This window comes from Frigidibacter oleivorans (genome assembly GCF_003993775.1).
GTDB lineage: Bacteria > Pseudomonadota > Alphaproteobacteria > Rhodobacterales > Rhodobacteraceae > Frigidibacter > Frigidibacter oleivorans.
Window position 1 is genome coordinate 26,420 of the sequence record NZ_RJRZ01000026.1, and the last position, 14,984, is coordinate 41,403.

Consider the following 14,984-nt stretch of genomic DNA (forward strand, 5'->3'; position numbering starts at 1 on the left):
TTGCTCAAGCCTCACCCCTTCGCCCCCTGTCCGCGCGCATAGACGTCCTCATAGCGCACGATGTCGTCCTCGCCCAGGTAGGCGCCGGTCTGGACCTCGATCAGGACCATGGGCACCTTGCCGGGGTTCTCCATCCGGTGGACGGCGCCGAGGGGGATGTAGACGGACTGGTTTTCCGTCAGCAGCTTCACCTCGTCGTCCACGGTGACCTTCGCGGTGCCCGAGACGACGATCCAGTGTTCCGAGCGGTGGAAATGCGATTGCAGCGACAGCGCCGCGCCGGGATGGACGACGATGCGCTTGACCTGGAACCGGCCGCCGAGCGCCAGCGTCTCGAACCAGCCCCAGGGGCGGTGGTCGCGGGGGAAGGCCTCGGCCTGTTTCGCGCCGCGGGCCTTCAGCGCCGTGACCGCCTTCTTCACGTCTTGGGCGCGGGACATGTCGGCCACCAGCACCGCGTCGCCGGTGGCGACGGCGATGACGTTCTTCAGCCCGATGCCGACCAGTTCCACCGTCTCGGCCTCGGATCGCAGCAGGCTGTCCTCGCAGTCGATGGGGGTGGCATTGCCGCCGGTGACGACGCCCGAGGCATCGGCCTCGGTCTCGCGCCAGACGGCGTCCCAGCCCCCGAGGTCGGACCATGCGCCGGCATAGGGCACGACGGACAGGTTCGGCGCCTTCTCCATCACCGCGTAGTCGATCGAGATCTCCTCGGCCCCGGCCCATGCGGCGGGGTCGAGCCGCAGGAAGCCCAGGTCGGTCCGCGCCGCCTCGACCGCGGCGCGGACCGGGGCCAGCAGGGCGGGGGCATGGGCCTCGAAGGCCGCGACGATGTCCTGCGCCGCGGCGAGGAAGATGCCGGCGTTCCACAGATAGGTGCCCGCCGCCAGCATCGCCTGCGCGGTGGGAAGGTCCGGCTTCTCGACGAAGCGGGCCAGCGGCACCGGCTGGCCGCTGCCATCGGGGGCGGCGGTCAGTTCCAGATAGCCATAGCCGGTCTCGGGCCGGTCGGGCGCGATGCCGAAGGTCACCAGCTCGCCCCGCGCCACGGCCGCCATCCCCGCCGTCACCGCCGCGCCGAAGGCGGCCTTGTCCGGGATCACGTGGTCCGAGGGCGCGACCAGCATCACCGCCCGCGGATCCTCGGCCAGCAGGTGCAGCGCGGCGGCCAGCACGGCGGGGGCGGTGTTGCGGCCCTCGGGTTCGATCAGGATGGCGCCGGGATCGATGCCGGCCTCGGCCAGCTGTTCGGTCACGATAAAGCGGAAGTCGGATCCGGTGACGACGACGGGGGCGGCAAAGGCGGGGCCGGACAGCCGTTCGGCCGAGGCGGCGAAGAGCGAGGTCTGCCCCGTCAGCCGGGCGAACTGCTTGGGATAGCTCTTGCGCGACAGCGGCCACAGCCGCGTGCCGGATCCCCCGCACAGCAGCACCGGCGTGATCATCGCCAGCCGACCCTGCGGCGCAGCCGGCGCGGGCTCGTCAGCGACGGGCTGCGGGGTTCGGGCAAAGGCCATGCGAAGTCTCCGTGGGCTTGGCCGGATGGGGCGATCCGGACCGGAAGGGGCAAACCGGCACACTCGTCAGCGAACGTGTTCGCAGTTGCAGCATGAACGGGCTGCTTGGCAAGCGAAAGCGCATTTGCCTCTGCCGGCTGAACTTCGCCGACCTGTGGCCGGGACCGGCCGCCGCGGGTGGTGCAGGCATCGGGGTCCCGTCCGGGCCGGGTGGCGGCGGCCGGTTCCGGCGACGGTGCGGCATCGCGGGCAGTTTCGTTTCCGCACCCGTCAGGCCGTCGCCGCACCGGTGCCGCAGCCCCGGCCGCGCTGCCCCCTGCGCCCTGTTCTTCGGCGCACGCAAGCCGGCGCGGCGCAGACCGGGCCTCGCCGTCCATCGACCGTGCCGGCGCGAGAATCACCCCGACACCCGCAGGCCGGTCGCGGCGGGCACGGGCTGCGGCCGCAGCCGGTCATAGACGGCGGCATGGGCCGCGACATAGGCGGGCAGGGCGTAGTGATCGGCGATCCGCTGCCTCGCGGCCTGGCCCAGCCGGGCGCGTCCCGCCGCGCCCAGGCCGATCAGCGCCTCGACCCCCGCGACGATGGCCTGCGGATCGGCGGGCGGGATGGCGAGGCCTGTCTCGCCCAGCAGATCGGCCACGCCGCCCACCTCGGTCGCGATGCAGGGCAGGCCGCAGGCCATCGCCTCGGCGGTCGCGATCGAGAAGGTCTCGCCCCAGGCCGAGGACAGCACGAAGGCATCGAACCCCGCCACCAGCGGCGCCACCTGCAGCACCGGCCCCGCCAGCGTCACCCGGTCGGCCAGCGCCAGGTCCGCCACCATCCGTTCGGTGGTGCCGCCGCGATGGCCGTCGCCCGCGATCAGCGCGTGCACCGGCTGGCCACGATCCCGCAGCATCGCCAGCGCCCGGATCAGCGTGGCATGGTCCTTCATCGGATGGGCGCGCGCCACATTGCCGATCAGGAACCGGTCCGCCGGAATGCCATAGGCCGCGCGGACCCGGGCGCGGGCGGCGGGGTCGGGGCAGAATTCCGCGGCATCGACGGCATTGGGGATGACCGCCCCCCGCGTCACGTCATAGCCGAGCCGGGCATGCTGGTCGCGCGCCACCGCCGAGGTGAAGAGAATCGCCCCGACCGAGGCCGACAGCCGGCAGGACAGGCGCAGCACCGCGCGCGTGGCCATCTTCTCGCGCGGCAGGCTGCCCAGCGAATGGTGGACGCTCCAGATTACCGCGGGCCGTGGCCCGGCCATGCCCGCGCGGGCCAGCGTGCAGGCGAGGTTGCCGTGATACATCCAGCCGTGCAGCACGTCCGCCGCGGCCTCGCGCACCCGGCGGCGCAAGGCGGGCAGGGCGAAGGGGGCCAGCGCCGGATAGCGGATGCCGAGGCTCGCCACCGGGACGCCCAGATCCTCGATCCGGCCGCGCACCGCGCCACCTTCCAGCAGGCTCAGGACCGAATGACCGGCGACGCGGGGACCCAGGGCGCGCAGATAGCGCCACAGCATGATCTCGGCGCCGCCGAGGTGCAGACCGGTGATGACATGCAGAACGCGCAAGGACTGATACCCGCCCCCGACCGGTGGGGACATGATCCAGACTATCCGCAACCCCGAGGCTGCGCCTAGCGGATTCCTGCAGCCTGCGCGGGTCCGTCAGCGGGGGCCGCGACCGGTTCCGCCGCCCGCGCCCCGCTTGGCGCGCGCCGCATCGCACGCCATATCTTCCGGCAGGGCGGACCCGCGCCGCCCCCCGCGCAGGGATCGCGCCAGGATGAGGGACCCGAAACCGATGGACCAGCCCGTACAGACCGCGGCGGCGCCGCCCGAGGCCGCGCAGGTCTTCGATGCCGCGCGGGCGCGGATCGATGGCTTCGTCCGCGCGAACTTCGGCTGGCGCGGCACCATCGGCCTGCACCGGCGCGCCTTTGGCTGGGATCTGCTGCGCGCCCCGTTCGGGGTGATGCTGGCGCCGTTGCATGTGCTGATCCGACTCGCCGCGCCCCTGCTGCGCCGCCTCGGCGCACGGGGGCTGGCGGCATGGCTCGACCGGCGGCAGCTGGTGCTGAAGACCGCCGTCGCCCGCGAGATCGAATTGCGGATCGCCGCGGGCCTGATCGGGGTCGCGGTGGTGCCCGGGGACCGGCGGCCGATCGCCCGGATCATCGCCGGCGCGCCGGAACTGCGCGACCTGCTGCGCCGCGCCGGCAGCCCGGACGAGGCCGATGCCCGCACCCGCCGCGTGGCGGATGCCATCGCCGCCTATTCCGGTACCCGCTCGGCGGTGGCCGAGATCACCACCGCCCTGATCGCGCTGGTGCTGGGGGCGGTGCTGTTCCGCGCGGCGACGCCGGGCATGGTGTCGATGGCGCCGCGGCTGGCCGACAGCTGGACCCGCGACACGGCGATCAGCGCCTTCCCGCTGGGGTCGGGGCTGGGGCGGATGTGGTACGGGATCTTTCCGGTGGACACACCGGTGGGGGCGGTGGTCGCGATGGTGATCCTGCTGATTTTCGCCGCATCGGCGCTGACCGCCTTCGCGGGCGTGCTGGCCGACCCGCCGCAGGCCTGGGCCGGCGTGCACCGCCGCCGCCTGCAGCGCCTGATCGACACCATCGAGGCGGACCTGACCGGCGCCCCGCCGCGCCCCTTCGCGGCGCGCGAGCACTACTATGCCCGCATGGCCGATGTGGTGGACATCGGCTCGGCGCTGGCGCGGCTGTTCCGCTAGGGGCGGACCCCCCGCGGCGGCTCAGCCCTCCGCCTCCGCCGGCAGCGATTCCAGGATCGCCACCAGCCCCGGCTCGCCGACAATCGCCACCGCCGCCTCGACCGTATACCAGGCGCGGCTGCGTTCGTGCATCTCGTCCCAGCGGCGGCGCAGGCGGGTGACGTCCAGCCGGAACACCTCGACCTCGCAGGGCTGGACCGTCCCGTCCTCGAACCGCTTCTCGGCAAGATAGGTGCCGATGGGGTCGGGCCGCAGGCGGCCGGTGGCACCGGCCTCTTCCTCGGCCTCGATCCGGGCGGATTGCGCCGCGGTCTTGCCGGGGATCAGCCAGCCGCGCGGCGCGATCCAGCGCCGCGTCTCGCGCGTGGTGACGAGCAGAACCTCGATGCGGCCCTTCTTGATGCGGACGGGGAGCGCGGCGACTTGACGGAGCATGAAACCTGTTTCTTCCGAATGATCGCATACAACTAGACATCTGGCGGGGGTGCAATGGATAAACGCATCAGCGCAGCGGGCCGGGGCCGATTGTTCCGCATGGATCTTGACGCTACGGCGACGGGGTCCGAAACTTGGACGCATCAGAAGGAATGACCCGATGAAGACTCTTGCCGGCCTCGCGCTTCTGCTGATCCTCGCCGCCTGTGACGTGGTGCCGGTGGTGCCCTTGGTCTGATCCGTCCGCGCGCCCCGCCCGGTTGCACGCGGCGGCGCGGCACGTATAGTCCGCCCGCGACCCGGCAGCGCCGCCGGGGCTGACAGGTCGCGACGCGACGGCCGCGACGAAGGGCCGGCGGCCGGACCGGCGAGGAACCGATGCCTGCCTCAAAGACGCCTGCCGCCCCCCCGCCCGAGACGTCGCCCGAGACGGGGCCCGAGACGACCCGCGAGACACTTCCGGGGCCGGCGCCCTTCAACGTGCTGGCCGTGGTCCAGCGCGGCCGGCTGGAATACGAGGCGCTGATCCTCGCCGCCAGCTTCCGTGCCGCGCATCCCGACCCGGCGACCGCCCCCCGCCTGATCCTGGCCGAGCCGCAGCCCGGCCCCCGCTGGTCCGACGATCCGCGCATCACGCCGCAGGTGCGGGCGGCGCTGGAACGGCTGGGGGCCGAGATCCGGCCCTTCGACAACCGCGACTTCGGCCACTCCTGGCCCTATGGCAACAAGATCGAGGCGCTGGAGGCGTTGCCCGAGGGCGAGCCCTTCCTGTTCCTCGACACCGACACGCTGATCCTGGGGCCGCTGACGGACCTGCCCTTCGACTTCACCCGTCCCGCCGCCTCGATGCGGCGCGAGGGCACATGGCCCGACCCGCCGCTGTACGGGCCGGGCTACGGGGCGATCTGGAAATCGCTCTACGACCGCTTCGGGCTCGACTTCGCCGGCACGCTGGATGAAAGCCAGCCCGACGAATACTGGCGGCGCTATCTGTATTTCAACGCCGGCTGGTTCTTCCATGCCGATCCGCGCGCCTTCGGCCGGCGGTTCCGCGACTATGCCGTCGCGATCCGCGACGACCCGGGCGAGGCGCTGGCCAGCCAGACGCTGGACCCCTGGCTGGACCAGGTGGCACTGCCGCTGGTGATCCGCTCCTTCGGCGGCGGGCGGCCGGGGCCGGACCTGTCGGGGCTCGACGGGGACCGCACCTGCCACTACCGGACCCTGCCGCTGCTCTATGCGCGCGAGGGCGACGCGGTGGTGGCATGTCTGGAAGAGGTGACGGCCCCGAACCCGGTGAAGCGGCTGCTGAAGGAGTGGGAGCCGGCGAAACGGCTGATCTATCAAGGACGGGGCGCCCGGGTGCGGGCACTGTTCGACCGCCGCGACCTGCCCCGGCGCGAGGCGGTGATCCGCAACCGAATCAAGGCAGAGGGCCTGTGGTTCCGCTAGGCTGCGCCCGAACCCCACCCACGGCAATGACGGAGCCGCCGATGATCGCTGCCCTCTATGCACCGCCGCTGGTGCTGCTCCTGTTCGTGCTGACGATGCAGGTGGTCTCCCGCCGCAAGTCGCGGGCGATCTCGCTGGGGGATGGCGGCGATCCGGCGCTGCTGGCGCGCATCCGCGCCCATGGCAACTGCGCCGAATATGCGCCCCTCGGCCTGCTGCTGATGGTCGTCGCCGAACTGTCGGGGGCGGCGCCAGCGGTGGTGCACCTGTCCGGTCTGGCGCTGGTCGCGGGACGGCTGCTTCACGCCTGGGCGCTGGCCTGGCGCGGGCCCTTCGCGGCCCGTGCCGGCGGCATGGTGCTGACGCTGACCTCGCTGGTCCTGTCCTCGCTGGCGGGGCTGGTGGGGGTGCTGGCGGCGTAAGGCCCGGCCGCCATCGTCCGGCGCTGCACTTTCCCCCTTGCGCGACGGCCGGCAAGCGCCTAAATCCGCCGGCACCGAACGGAGTGCGGGCGTAGCTCAGGGGTAGAGCATAACCTTGCCAAGGTTAGGGTCGTGAGTTCGAATCTCATCGCCCGCTCCAGTTCGAGGCACAGCAGGGCCGCCCTCGGGCGGCCCTTGCCGTTGAGGGGCCGCGCTTCGACCATCCCCGCCTCGCCGGCGAAAGCCCGCCCCGCATCCCGCGCCGCATCTTCCCAAGCGCGCCCGCCGCCGCCATCCTGCGGGCAGTGACAGCAGGAGGCCGGCATGGCAGGCAGGATCCGCATCGGCATCGGGGGCTGGGTCTTCCCCGAATGGCGGGACAACTTCTATCCCAAGGGCCTCGTCCAGGCGCGGGAGCTGGAATATGCCGCCGGCCGGCTGACCGCGATCGAGATCAACGGCACCTTCTATCGCACCCCTTCCGACCAGACGTTCCGGGACTGGCACGATGCGGTGCCCGAAGGCTTTGTCTTCGCGGTCAAGGCGCCGCGCTATGCCACCAATCGCAAGGTGCTGGCCGAGGCGGGCGACAGCGTCGGGCGGTTCATGGACAGCGGCCTGCGCCTGCTGGGGGACAGGCTGGGGCCGGTCAACTGGCAGTTCGCGCCGACCAAACGCTTCGACCGCGACGATTTCGCGGCCTTTCTCGACCTGCTGCCCGACCGTCTGGGCGACCGGCCGCTGCGGCACGCGGTCGAGGTGCGGCACGAGAGCTTCCTTTGCGCGGAGTTCGTCGATCTGTGTCGTGACCGGGGGATCGCGGTGGTGACGGCGGGGGATTCGGACCATCCGCAGATTGCCGACGCGACCGCCCCCTTCCACTATGCCCGGATCATGGGCACGACCGAGGAGCATCCCGCGGGCTATGGCCCGCAGGCGCTGGACCGCTGGGCGGCGCGGGCGGGGGACTGGGCGGCGGGGCGGCGTGCCGAGGGTCTGAACCACGTCACGGCCGAGGATCCCGCGGCCGGGGCCCGCGACGTCTTCCTGTTCGTCATCTCGGGCGCCAAGGCCCGCAACCCCGCCGCGGCACTGGCGCTGATCGAGCGGGTCGGCAGCCGCTGAGCCCGCCGCGAAATTCCCCTTGCGCGCCCTCGCGCTCGGGGCTATCAGACGCGCCACGGAGTGCGGGCGTAGCTCAGGGGTAGAGCATAACCTTGCCAAGGTTAGGGTCGTGAGTTCGAATCTCATCGCCCGCTCCAAACGAAAAGGCCGGTCCCTTTGGGGCCGGCCTTTCGCGTTCCGGGGGCGTCGTCAGTCCTGCGTGGCGAACCGCCGCCAGCCCCAGGCCACGGCGGCGGCCAGTGCCACGATCAGGCCATATCCCGTCGCCGTCGCCAGCAGGCCGGCCTGCGGGGCGATCAGTCCGGCGATGATCGTGGGCAGGCCGAAGGCTAGGTAGGACAGGGTGTAGAGCGCCGCGAACATCTCGCCCCGCGTCTCGGCCGAGGCGAGCGGGGCGAGGCTGCGGATGGTGCCGTAAAAACAGGTGCCGAAGCCCACGCCGCTCAGCCCCAGCCCCAGAAGATACAGCGTGATCCCTCCGGTCTGCATCCCCAGCAGCGACACCAGCGTTCCGATTGCCAGGGTCGCGGTGCCGGTCAGCATGACCTGCCGCTGATGCACGCGGCGCGACACGAAGGTCGACAGCGCCCCGGTTCCCGCCAGCAAGAGCACGACCCCGGCTTCGGCCACCGGATCGCGGATGCCGAAGACCTGCGACACGATCCCGGTGCCGAGCGACAGGTAGAGCCCGCCGATGGCCCAGCCGGCAAAGACCGCCGGCGCGCTGCGCCAGAAGGTCGCCCGTGCCGGGGCCGGCAGGCCGACGCGGGGCCGCAGGGCGCGCCGCAGGCCTTCGAGGCGGGGGGAGGTCTCGGGCAGGAGCCAGCACAGCGGCGCCCCCAGCAGATAGAGCAGCGCCAGCCCGCCGAACACGTCCGCGCCCGGATGGCGGGCGTATTTCATGGCGAGGCCGGACAGCATCGCCCCCGCCGCCAGCCCGCACAGCGGCGGCACCGCCGTCCAGACCGCGGCGGTGCCGGGCCGGTCGCGCGGTTCCAGTTCTGCCGCGAAGGCCGTCAGCGCCGGCATCAGCAGCCCGGTCGCCGCCCCCTGCACCGCCCGCGCCGTCAGCAACCCGCCCACGCTGTCGGCCTGCCAGAACAGCAGCACCGCCAGCGCCAGCCCCGCGAAGCCGAGGCTCAGCGCCGGGCGTCGCCCGATATGGTCGGAAACCGATCCCACGACCAGCAGCGCCGCCAGCAGCGCCGCGGCATAGATCGCGAAGATCGCCGAGATCATCGCGGGCGAAAAGCCGATCTGCTGCTGCAGCACGGGATAGAACAGCGTCGGCGCCGCGGCCCCCGCCATCATGAAGAAGGCCCCGGCAAGGGTGAAGGCGAAACCCGCCCCGCCCAGCGACAGGGCGGCGGCGGGGCTGGGGGAGGGTGTCGGCATGCTGCGGTCCTCGGGTCCGGATCCGGCGCGGCCGGATCTGTCACGGTTCGAATTCTTTCGAACCGATATCTACTACCGTCGCGCATATGGTTCAACTATATTCGAACCATGGATATCGAAGACCCTCCCATCGAGGCGCTCGACCTGCCGCATCCGGCGCGGGACGACATCGCGCTGACGCAGGTTCTGTTCGCGCTGAGCGACCCGGTCCGGCTGGAACTGGTGCGCGAGATCGCGGCCGGCCCGAAGGAGATGGCGGCCTGCGACGCGCTGCGCCCGGACATCCCGAAATCCACGCGCTCGCATATGGTCAAGGTCCTGCGCGAGGCAGGCGTGCTGCGCAGCGAGCCGCTCGGCCGCTGCCGCCTGTTGCAGCTGCGCCGCGCCGATCTGGAGGCGCGCTTTCCCGGCCTGCTGGATGCGGTCCTGACCCGGTCCTGACCCGGCCCCTCTTGCGACGCGCGGGGGCGATCAGCGTTTGCCCGCCACCCCGCGCCGCCCTATAAGGCGGCGTGCCGACAGGAGAGATGCCGATGCGCAGCGCCACGATCACGCGCAAGACTGCCGAGACCTCGGTTTCGGTCATGCTGGAACTCGACGGGACCGGAAGCTACCGGAACGAGACGGGCGTGGGCTTCTTCGACCACATGCTCGACCAACTGTCGCGCCATTCGCTGATCGACCTGAACGTGCACGCCGAAGGCGACCGCCATATCGACGACCACCACACGGTCGAGGATACCGGCATCGCCATCGGGCAGGCGCTGGCCAAGGCGCTTGGCGACAAGCGGGGCATCCGCCGCTATGGCCATTTCGCGCTGGCGATGGACGACACGCTGGTGACGGCGGCGCTCGACCTGTCGGGGCGGCCCTGGCTCGCCTGGAACCTGCCGTTCACGGCGGGACAGATCGGCAGCTTCGACACCGAACTGGTGCGCGAATTCTTCCAGGCGCTCAGCACCCATGGCGGCATCACCCTGCATGTGGACCTGATCCGCGGGGTGAACAGCCATCACATCGCCGAGGCCGCGTTCAAGGCCGTCGCCCGCGCACTGCGGATGGCGGTGGAGCCTGATCCGCGGATGGCCGGCGCGCTGCCCTCGACGAAGGGGGCGCTCTGATGCTGACGGCGCTGGTCGATTACGACAGCGGCAACCTGCATTCGGCGGAAAAGGCCTTCCAGCGGATGGCGGCAGAGACCGGGTCTGGCCGGGTCGTCGTCACCTCGGACCCCGATCTGGTGGCCCGGGCGGACCGGATCGTGCTGCCGGGCGACGGGGCCTTTCCCGCCTGCCGCGCGGCGCTTGGCGCACATGGCGGGCTGTTCGAGGCGATCGAGGCGGCGGTGCAGGGCCGCGGCGTGCCCTTCCTCGGCATCTGCATCGGCATGCAGATGCTGGCGACGCGCGGGCGGGAATATGCCGAAACGGCGGGCTTCGGCTGGATCGGGGGCGAGGTGGTGCGCATCGCCCCCGCCGATCCGGCGCTGAAGGTGCCGCATATGGGCTGGAACGATCTGGTGGTGGACCATCCGCATCCGGTGCTGGACGGGATCGCCACGGGCGATCACGCCTATTTCGTCCATTCCTACCATTTCCGCGTCGCCGATCCGGCGCAGCGGCTGGCGCATGTGGACTACGCGGGCGAAATCACGGCCATCGTCGGGCGCGACACCATCGTCGGCACGCAGTTCCACCCGGAAAAGTCGCAGGCGACCGGCTTGCGACTGATCGCCAACTTCCTGCGCTGGCGGCCCTGATCGGCGGCGCGCGGGTTCAGTTCACCCGGCGCCAGGTCTGGGCCTTGCAGAACGGCCCGACGCAGCCCGACACCTTCAGATTGTCGCCCGACAGCGCCATCTTGGAACTGTAGACCTTGCCGGTCGAGGGTTGCCAGATCTTGCCGTCGCGGTATTGCCCCGGATCGCCGGGCCGCATGTCCCAGACGATGGGCTTGCCGAGGTTTTCCGACTTGTATTCGCCGCTCGCGTTGAAGGTGCGGGCGATGGTGCCGCAGATCGCCGGGCCGCAGGGCGCGATGGCCACATGCGCATAGGCGCCGTCATCCACCTCGGTCTGCCAGACGCCCTCGACCGGATCGGCCTGCGCGGCGGCGGCGGCCAGCATCAGCGCCGCCGCGATCATTGTGGTCTTCATGTCGATCCTCCCCGATCGGACAACTCCCTGTCCGTCAGCATCGCGCCGCCGATGGCTCCGGCAAGCATGACGTGGCGTCCGCGTGCGGCCCCCGGCCCGGCTTTTCTTTGGCCGCGCCCTGTGGCAAGAGCCGCCCGGACCCCGCAGGGGGCCGCAGGCCGAAAGGAAGCGTCATGATCCTGTATCCCGCCATCGACCTGAAGGACGGCCAGTGCGTCCGGCTGCTGCGCGGCGAGATGGACAAGGCCACGGTCTTTTCCGACGATCCCGCCGCGCAGGCCGAGGCATTTGCCGCCGCCGGCTGCCAGTGGATCCACCTCGTGGACCTGAACGGCGCCTTCGCCGGCGCGCCGGTCAACGCGGCGGCGGTGGAGGCGATCCTCGCCCGCGTCGACGTGCCCTGTCAGCTGGGCGGCGGCATCCGCGACATGACTACCATCGAGGCCTGGCTGCAGAAGGGGCTGTCGCGGGTCATCCTCGGCACCGTGGCGGTGGAAAACCCCGCGCTGGTGCGCGAGGCGGCCGCGGCCTTCCCCGGCAAGGTGGCGGTGGGGATCGACGCGCGCAACGGCCGGGTGGCGACCAAGGGCTGGGCGGAAGAGACCGAGGTGAAGGTGATCGACCTCGCCCGCAGCTTCGAGGATGCGGGCGTGGCCGCGATCATCTACACCGACATCGACCGCGACGGCGCGATGGGCGGCCCGAATGTCGAGGCGACGGCGGCGCTGGCGCGGGCGGTGACGGTGCCGGTGATCGCCTCGGGCGGCGTCTCGTCGCTCGACGACCTGATTGCGCTGCGCGACTGCGGCGCGGCGCTGAACGGGGCGATCTCGGGCCGGGCGCTCTATGACGGCGCCATCGACCTGAAGGCGGCGCTGAAGGCGCTGAAGCCGGTCCGCGCCTGATGTCGCGGCGCTGGCGCCTGATCGTCGCGCTGGCGGTGTTGCTGACCGGGATCGCGCCGGTCCTGTCGGTGGTGATCGCGGGGGCGCTGGCCTCGGCCCATGGCTGCACCCTTCACGAGGGCTTCGTCAATCCCTGCGTCATCCTCGGGAAGGACCGGGGCGAGACGCTCTATACGATGGCGGTCGCCGGCTGGTTCGCGCTGGTGACCCTGCCGCTGGCCGCGCTGGCGGCGCTGGCCCTGGCGATCGAGGGGGTGGCGGCGCTGGTCCGCAGGCTGCGGCGCTGATCCGCTTGGCCCGCCCGGCGAATGGGGCTAGGAACGCGGTCAAAGACCCGCCGATCCCGAGGACGCGATGCTGAAGACCCGGATCATCCCCTGCCTCGACGTGGCCGATGGCCGCGTCGTCAAGGGCGTCAACTTCGTCGATCTGGTCGATGCCGGCGACCCGGTAGAGGCGGCGAAGGCCTATGACGCGGCGGGGGCGGACGAGCTGTGCTTCCTCGACATCCACGCCACCCATGAAAACCGCGGCACGATGTTCGACCTCGTCACCCGCACCGCGGAACAGTGCTTCATGCCGCTGACCGTGGGCGGCGGTGTCCGCACGCCCGAGGATGTGCGCGCGCTGCTGCTGGCGGGGGCGGACAAGGTGTCGTTCAACTCCGCCGCCGTCGCCGATCCCGATGTCGTCGCCCGCAGCGCCGACCGCTTCGGCAGCCAGTGCATCGTCGTCGCCATCGACGCCAAGACCGTGGCGCCGGGCCGGTGGGAGATCTTCACCCATGGCGGGCGCAAGGCCACGGGCATCGACGCGGTGGCATTCGCCCGCACTGTCGCCGCCAAGGGGGCGGGCGAGATCCTCCTGACCTCGATGGATCGCGACGGCACCCGCGCCGGCTTCAACCTGCCGCTGACCCGCGCCATCTCGGACGCGGTGGAGGTGCCGGTGATCGCCTCGGGCGGGGTCGGCACGCTCGACCATCTGGTCGAGGGGGTGACGCAGGGCGGAGCCTCGGCGGTGCTGGCGGCCTCGATCTTCCATTTCGGCGATTTCACCATCCGGCAGGCCAAGGAACACATGGCCGCCGCCGGCATCCCGATGAGGCTCGCATGACCCCGCTGCACCGGCTCGCCGCCACCGTCGAAGCCCGTCGCGGCGCCGATCCCGACAGTTCCTGGACGGCGAAGCTGTTCGCCAAGGGACCCGAGAAATGCGCCGAGAAATTCGGCGAGGAGGCGGTGGAGGCAATCATCGAGGCGGTGAAGGGCGACCGCGACCGCCTGACCGCCGAGGCGGCCGACGTGCTGTATCACCTGCTGGTCATGCTGGCCGCGCGCGGCGTGACGCTGGCCGAGGTCGAGGCCGAGCTGGAACGCCGCGAGGGCATCTCGGGCATCGCCGAAAAGGCCGGGCGGGGGTAGGGCGCGGCGCGTCTGGGGCGCGTCATCGTCCCGTCACAGCCGGACCCTAGCGAGGACGGATGCGCAATCGCCTGTTCGTCCTGACCGTTCTCGCCGCGACCCAGCTGTTCGGATGGGGCAGCGTCAACATCCTGCCGGTGCTGGCCGCACGGATCGCCGCGGATCTGTCGGTGTCGCTGCCGACGGTGTTTCTGGGCAGTTCGGTGATGTTCGTGTCGATGGGTCTGGCGGCGCCTGTCGCGGGCCGGGCCTTCCGCCGCTTCGGCGCGCAACGCGTGATGGCGGCGGGGGCGGCGCTCCTCGGGTGCGGGATCCTGGCCGTGGCGGCGGCGCAGACGGTGACCGTCTTCCTGATCGCTTGGGGGCTGACCGGCGCGGCGGGGGCCCTGTTCCTGACCACCTCGGCCTTCGCCTATATCGCGGAATTCACCCCGGACCGCGCGCGCGGCATGATCGGCAGCCTGATGCTGGTCACCGGGCTGGCGGGCAGCGTCTTCTGGCCCGTCACCGGGTTTCTCGATCACCTCGCGGGCTGGCGGGGCGCGCTGATGCTCTACGGCGCCGGATTGCTGCTGATCGTGGCGCCGCTCTCCTTGGTCGCGCTACCCGCGACCGCGCCGCGCGGCCGGGCCGCAGAGGCCCCCGCGCGACGGCGCGGCACGGGGGCCGTCTTCTGGCTGATCGTGCTTGCCATCACCCTGAACAGCTTCGTCACCTTCGGGGTCGAGGCGGTCGGGATCGAGCTGTTCCGCGCGATGGGCGCCGACCTTGCGCAGGCCGTCGCCATCGCCTCGCTGCTGGGCGTGATCAAGGTCGGCGGACGGCTGATCGACCTCGCCGGCGGGCGGCGATGGGACGGGCTGTCGACGGCGCTGGTCGCGGGGGCGATGATCCCGGCCGGGGTCGCCGTCCTCGCCTTCGGCGGGATCGGTCCGGTGCCGCTGGTGGCCTGGCTGGCGCTCTACGGTCTCGGCAGCGGCGCCTTCGCGGTCGCGCGCGCGACCATGCCGCTCGTCTTCTACGAGAAGGCGGATTACGCGGCGGCCATGTCGGCCATCGCGCTGCCGATGAACCTGATCAACGCGCTCGCCCCGCCCGGGCTGGCGGCCCTGATGTCGGCCGCGGGGCCGCGGCCGGTATTCGGGCTGCTGGGCGGCCTCAGCGCGGCCGCGCTGCTGGTGCTGTGGCGGCTGAACGCCCTGCGCGGCCTGACCGCCGCGCGCTGACGGGCCCTGCGCGGACGGCGCGCCCCCGGTCGTGTCACTCGAGTTCGACGAGCAGGTCCTTTGCGTCGACCTGGGTGCCCGGGGTGACGTGGAGGGCCTTGACGGTGGCGCTGCGGTCGGCGTGGATGCCGGTTTCCATCTTCATCGCCTCCAGCGTCAGCATCAGGTCGCCGGCACTGACCTTCTGCCCCA

Annotated in this window: 18 protein-coding genes and 2 tRNA genes; 14 read left to right on the top strand and 6 right to left on the bottom strand. The window is 71.7% G+C overall.

The window, feature by feature from the left end; all coding sequences use genetic code 11:
- Positions 1-11: 11 nt before the first annotated feature.
- The gene (locus tag EEY80_RS19335; protein WP_126979513.1) at positions 12-1,445 is read right to left on the bottom strand and encodes a mannose-1-phosphate guanylyltransferase/mannose-6-phosphate isomerase; all 1,434 of its coding nucleotides are present in this window, start codon (positions 1,443-1,445) and stop codon (positions 12-14) included.
- 469 nt (positions 1,446-1,914) lie between these two features.
- Positions 1,915-3,114, bottom strand: coding sequence for a glycosyltransferase (locus EEY80_RS19340; RefSeq protein WP_126979482.1), 1,200 nt, complete (start codon positions 3,112-3,114; stop codon positions 1,915-1,917).
- 181 nt (positions 3,115-3,295) lie between these two features.
- On the opposite strand from EEY80_RS19340, the gene EEY80_RS19345 reads away from it, so the two are divergent.
- A complete protein-coding gene (locus tag EEY80_RS19345) occupies positions 3,296-4,252 on the top strand; it encodes a DUF6635 family protein (RefSeq protein WP_235829919.1) in 957 nt (318 codons plus the stop codon).
- Between the two features lie 21 nt (positions 4,253-4,273).
- Here the strand turns inward: EEY80_RS19345 and EEY80_RS19350 are convergent, their stop codons facing one another.
- The gene (locus tag EEY80_RS19350; RefSeq protein WP_126979484.1) at positions 4,274-4,687 is read right to left on the bottom strand and encodes an NUDIX hydrolase; all 414 of its coding nucleotides are present in this window, start codon (positions 4,685-4,687) and stop codon (positions 4,274-4,276) included.
- Between the two features lie 378 nt (positions 4,688-5,065).
- Here EEY80_RS19350 and EEY80_RS19355 point away from each other — a divergent pair, with 378 nt between their 5' ends.
- The 5 genes from EEY80_RS19355 to EEY80_RS19375 all read left to right on the top strand — a co-directional run bounded on the left by EEY80_RS19355 (position 5,066) and on the right by EEY80_RS19375 (position 7,823).
- Positions 5,066-6,139 carry a glycosyltransferase family protein gene (locus EEY80_RS19355; protein ID WP_235829920.1) on the top strand — a complete coding sequence of 358 codons (1,074 nt, stop codon included), beginning with the start codon at positions 5,066-5,068 and terminating at the stop codon, positions 6,137-6,139.
- A 41-nt stretch (positions 6,140-6,180) separates the two neighbouring features.
- Positions 6,181-6,561: an MAPEG family protein gene (locus EEY80_RS19360; RefSeq protein WP_126979486.1), complete on the top strand. Its 381-nt coding sequence runs from the start codon at positions 6,181-6,183 to the stop codon at positions 6,559-6,561.
- 85 nt (positions 6,562-6,646) lie between these two features.
- Positions 6,647-6,721: transfer RNA gene (locus EEY80_RS19365), tRNA-Gly, on the top strand.
- A gap of 164 nt (positions 6,722-6,885) precedes the next feature.
- The gene (locus EEY80_RS19370; RefSeq protein ID WP_126979488.1) at positions 6,886-7,686 is read left to right on the top strand and encodes a DUF72 domain-containing protein; all 801 of its coding nucleotides are present in this window, start codon (positions 6,886-6,888) and stop codon (positions 7,684-7,686) included.
- A gap of 62 nt (positions 7,687-7,748) precedes the next feature.
- Positions 7,749-7,823: transfer RNA gene (locus EEY80_RS19375), tRNA-Gly, on the top strand.
- Between the two features lie 52 nt (positions 7,824-7,875).
- On the opposite strand, the gene EEY80_RS19380 is transcribed toward EEY80_RS19375, so the two are convergent.
- Positions 7,876-9,081 (bottom strand): MFS transporter, encoded by a 1,206-nt coding sequence (locus EEY80_RS19380; protein ID WP_126979493.1) that lies wholly within the window; start codon positions 9,079-9,081, stop codon positions 7,876-7,878.
- Between the two features lie 108 nt (positions 9,082-9,189).
- Between EEY80_RS19380 and EEY80_RS19385 the strand changes: the two genes are divergently transcribed.
- The 3 genes from EEY80_RS19385 (at position 9,190) to hisH (ending at position 10,840) form a co-directional block, all read left to right on the top strand.
- On the top strand, positions 9,190-9,522 hold the full coding sequence (locus EEY80_RS19385) for an ArsR/SmtB family transcription factor (RefSeq protein WP_126979495.1): 333 nt from the start codon (positions 9,190-9,192) through the stop codon (positions 9,520-9,522).
- 92 nt (positions 9,523-9,614) lie between these two features.
- Entirely contained in the window at positions 9,615-10,202 is a 588-nt protein-coding gene (hisB, locus tag EEY80_RS19390) for an imidazoleglycerol-phosphate dehydratase HisB (RefSeq protein WP_126979497.1), read from the top strand.
- On the top strand, positions 10,202-10,840 hold the full coding sequence (gene hisH / locus EEY80_RS19395) for an imidazole glycerol phosphate synthase subunit HisH (protein WP_126979499.1): 639 nt from the start codon (positions 10,202-10,204) through the stop codon (positions 10,838-10,840). Before hisB ends, hisH begins: the two co-directional genes overlap by 1 nt.
- A gap of 16 nt (positions 10,841-10,856) precedes the next feature.
- Here hisH and EEY80_RS19400 read toward each other — a convergent pair whose 3' ends face one another.
- A complete protein-coding gene (locus EEY80_RS19400; RefSeq protein WP_126979501.1) occupies positions 10,857-11,237 on the bottom strand; it encodes a DUF2147 domain-containing protein in 381 nt (126 codons plus the stop codon).
- Positions 11,238-11,410: 173 nt separating this feature from the next.
- Between EEY80_RS19400 and hisA the strand changes: the two genes are divergently transcribed.
- From hisA to EEY80_RS19425, 5 genes are all read left to right on the top strand, one after another.
- Positions 11,411-12,142, top strand: a complete 732-nt coding sequence (gene hisA / locus EEY80_RS19405; RefSeq protein WP_126979503.1) for a 1-(5-phosphoribosyl)-5-[(5-phosphoribosylamino)methylideneamino]imidazole-4-carboxamide isomerase — start codon at positions 11,411-11,413, stop codon at positions 12,140-12,142.
- The gene (locus EEY80_RS19410; protein ID WP_126979505.1) at positions 12,142-12,429 is read left to right on the top strand and encodes a hypothetical protein; all 288 of its coding nucleotides are present in this window, start codon (positions 12,142-12,144) and stop codon (positions 12,427-12,429) included. Before hisA ends, EEY80_RS19410 begins: the two co-directional genes overlap by 1 nt.
- A 67-nt stretch (positions 12,430-12,496) precedes the next feature.
- Positions 12,497-13,258 carry an imidazole glycerol phosphate synthase subunit HisF gene (hisF, locus tag EEY80_RS19415; protein ID WP_126979507.1) on the top strand — a complete coding sequence of 254 codons (762 nt, stop codon included), beginning with the start codon at positions 12,497-12,499 and terminating at the stop codon, positions 13,256-13,258.
- Positions 13,255-13,566: a phosphoribosyl-ATP diphosphatase gene (locus EEY80_RS19420; RefSeq protein ID WP_126979509.1), complete on the top strand. Its 312-nt coding sequence runs from the start codon at positions 13,255-13,257 to the stop codon at positions 13,564-13,566. Before hisF ends, EEY80_RS19420 begins: the two co-directional genes overlap by 4 nt.
- Positions 13,567-13,625: 59 nt before the next feature.
- A complete protein-coding gene (locus tag EEY80_RS19425) occupies positions 13,626-14,792 on the top strand; it encodes an MFS transporter (protein ID WP_126979511.1) in 1,167 nt (388 codons plus the stop codon).
- A 34-nt stretch (positions 14,793-14,826) separates the two neighbouring features.
- Here the strand turns inward: EEY80_RS19425 and EEY80_RS20745 are convergent.
- A partial coding sequence (locus EEY80_RS20745; RefSeq protein ID WP_164738312.1) for a biotin/lipoyl-containing protein occupies positions 14,827-14,984 on the bottom strand: 158 nt, incomplete at its 5' end.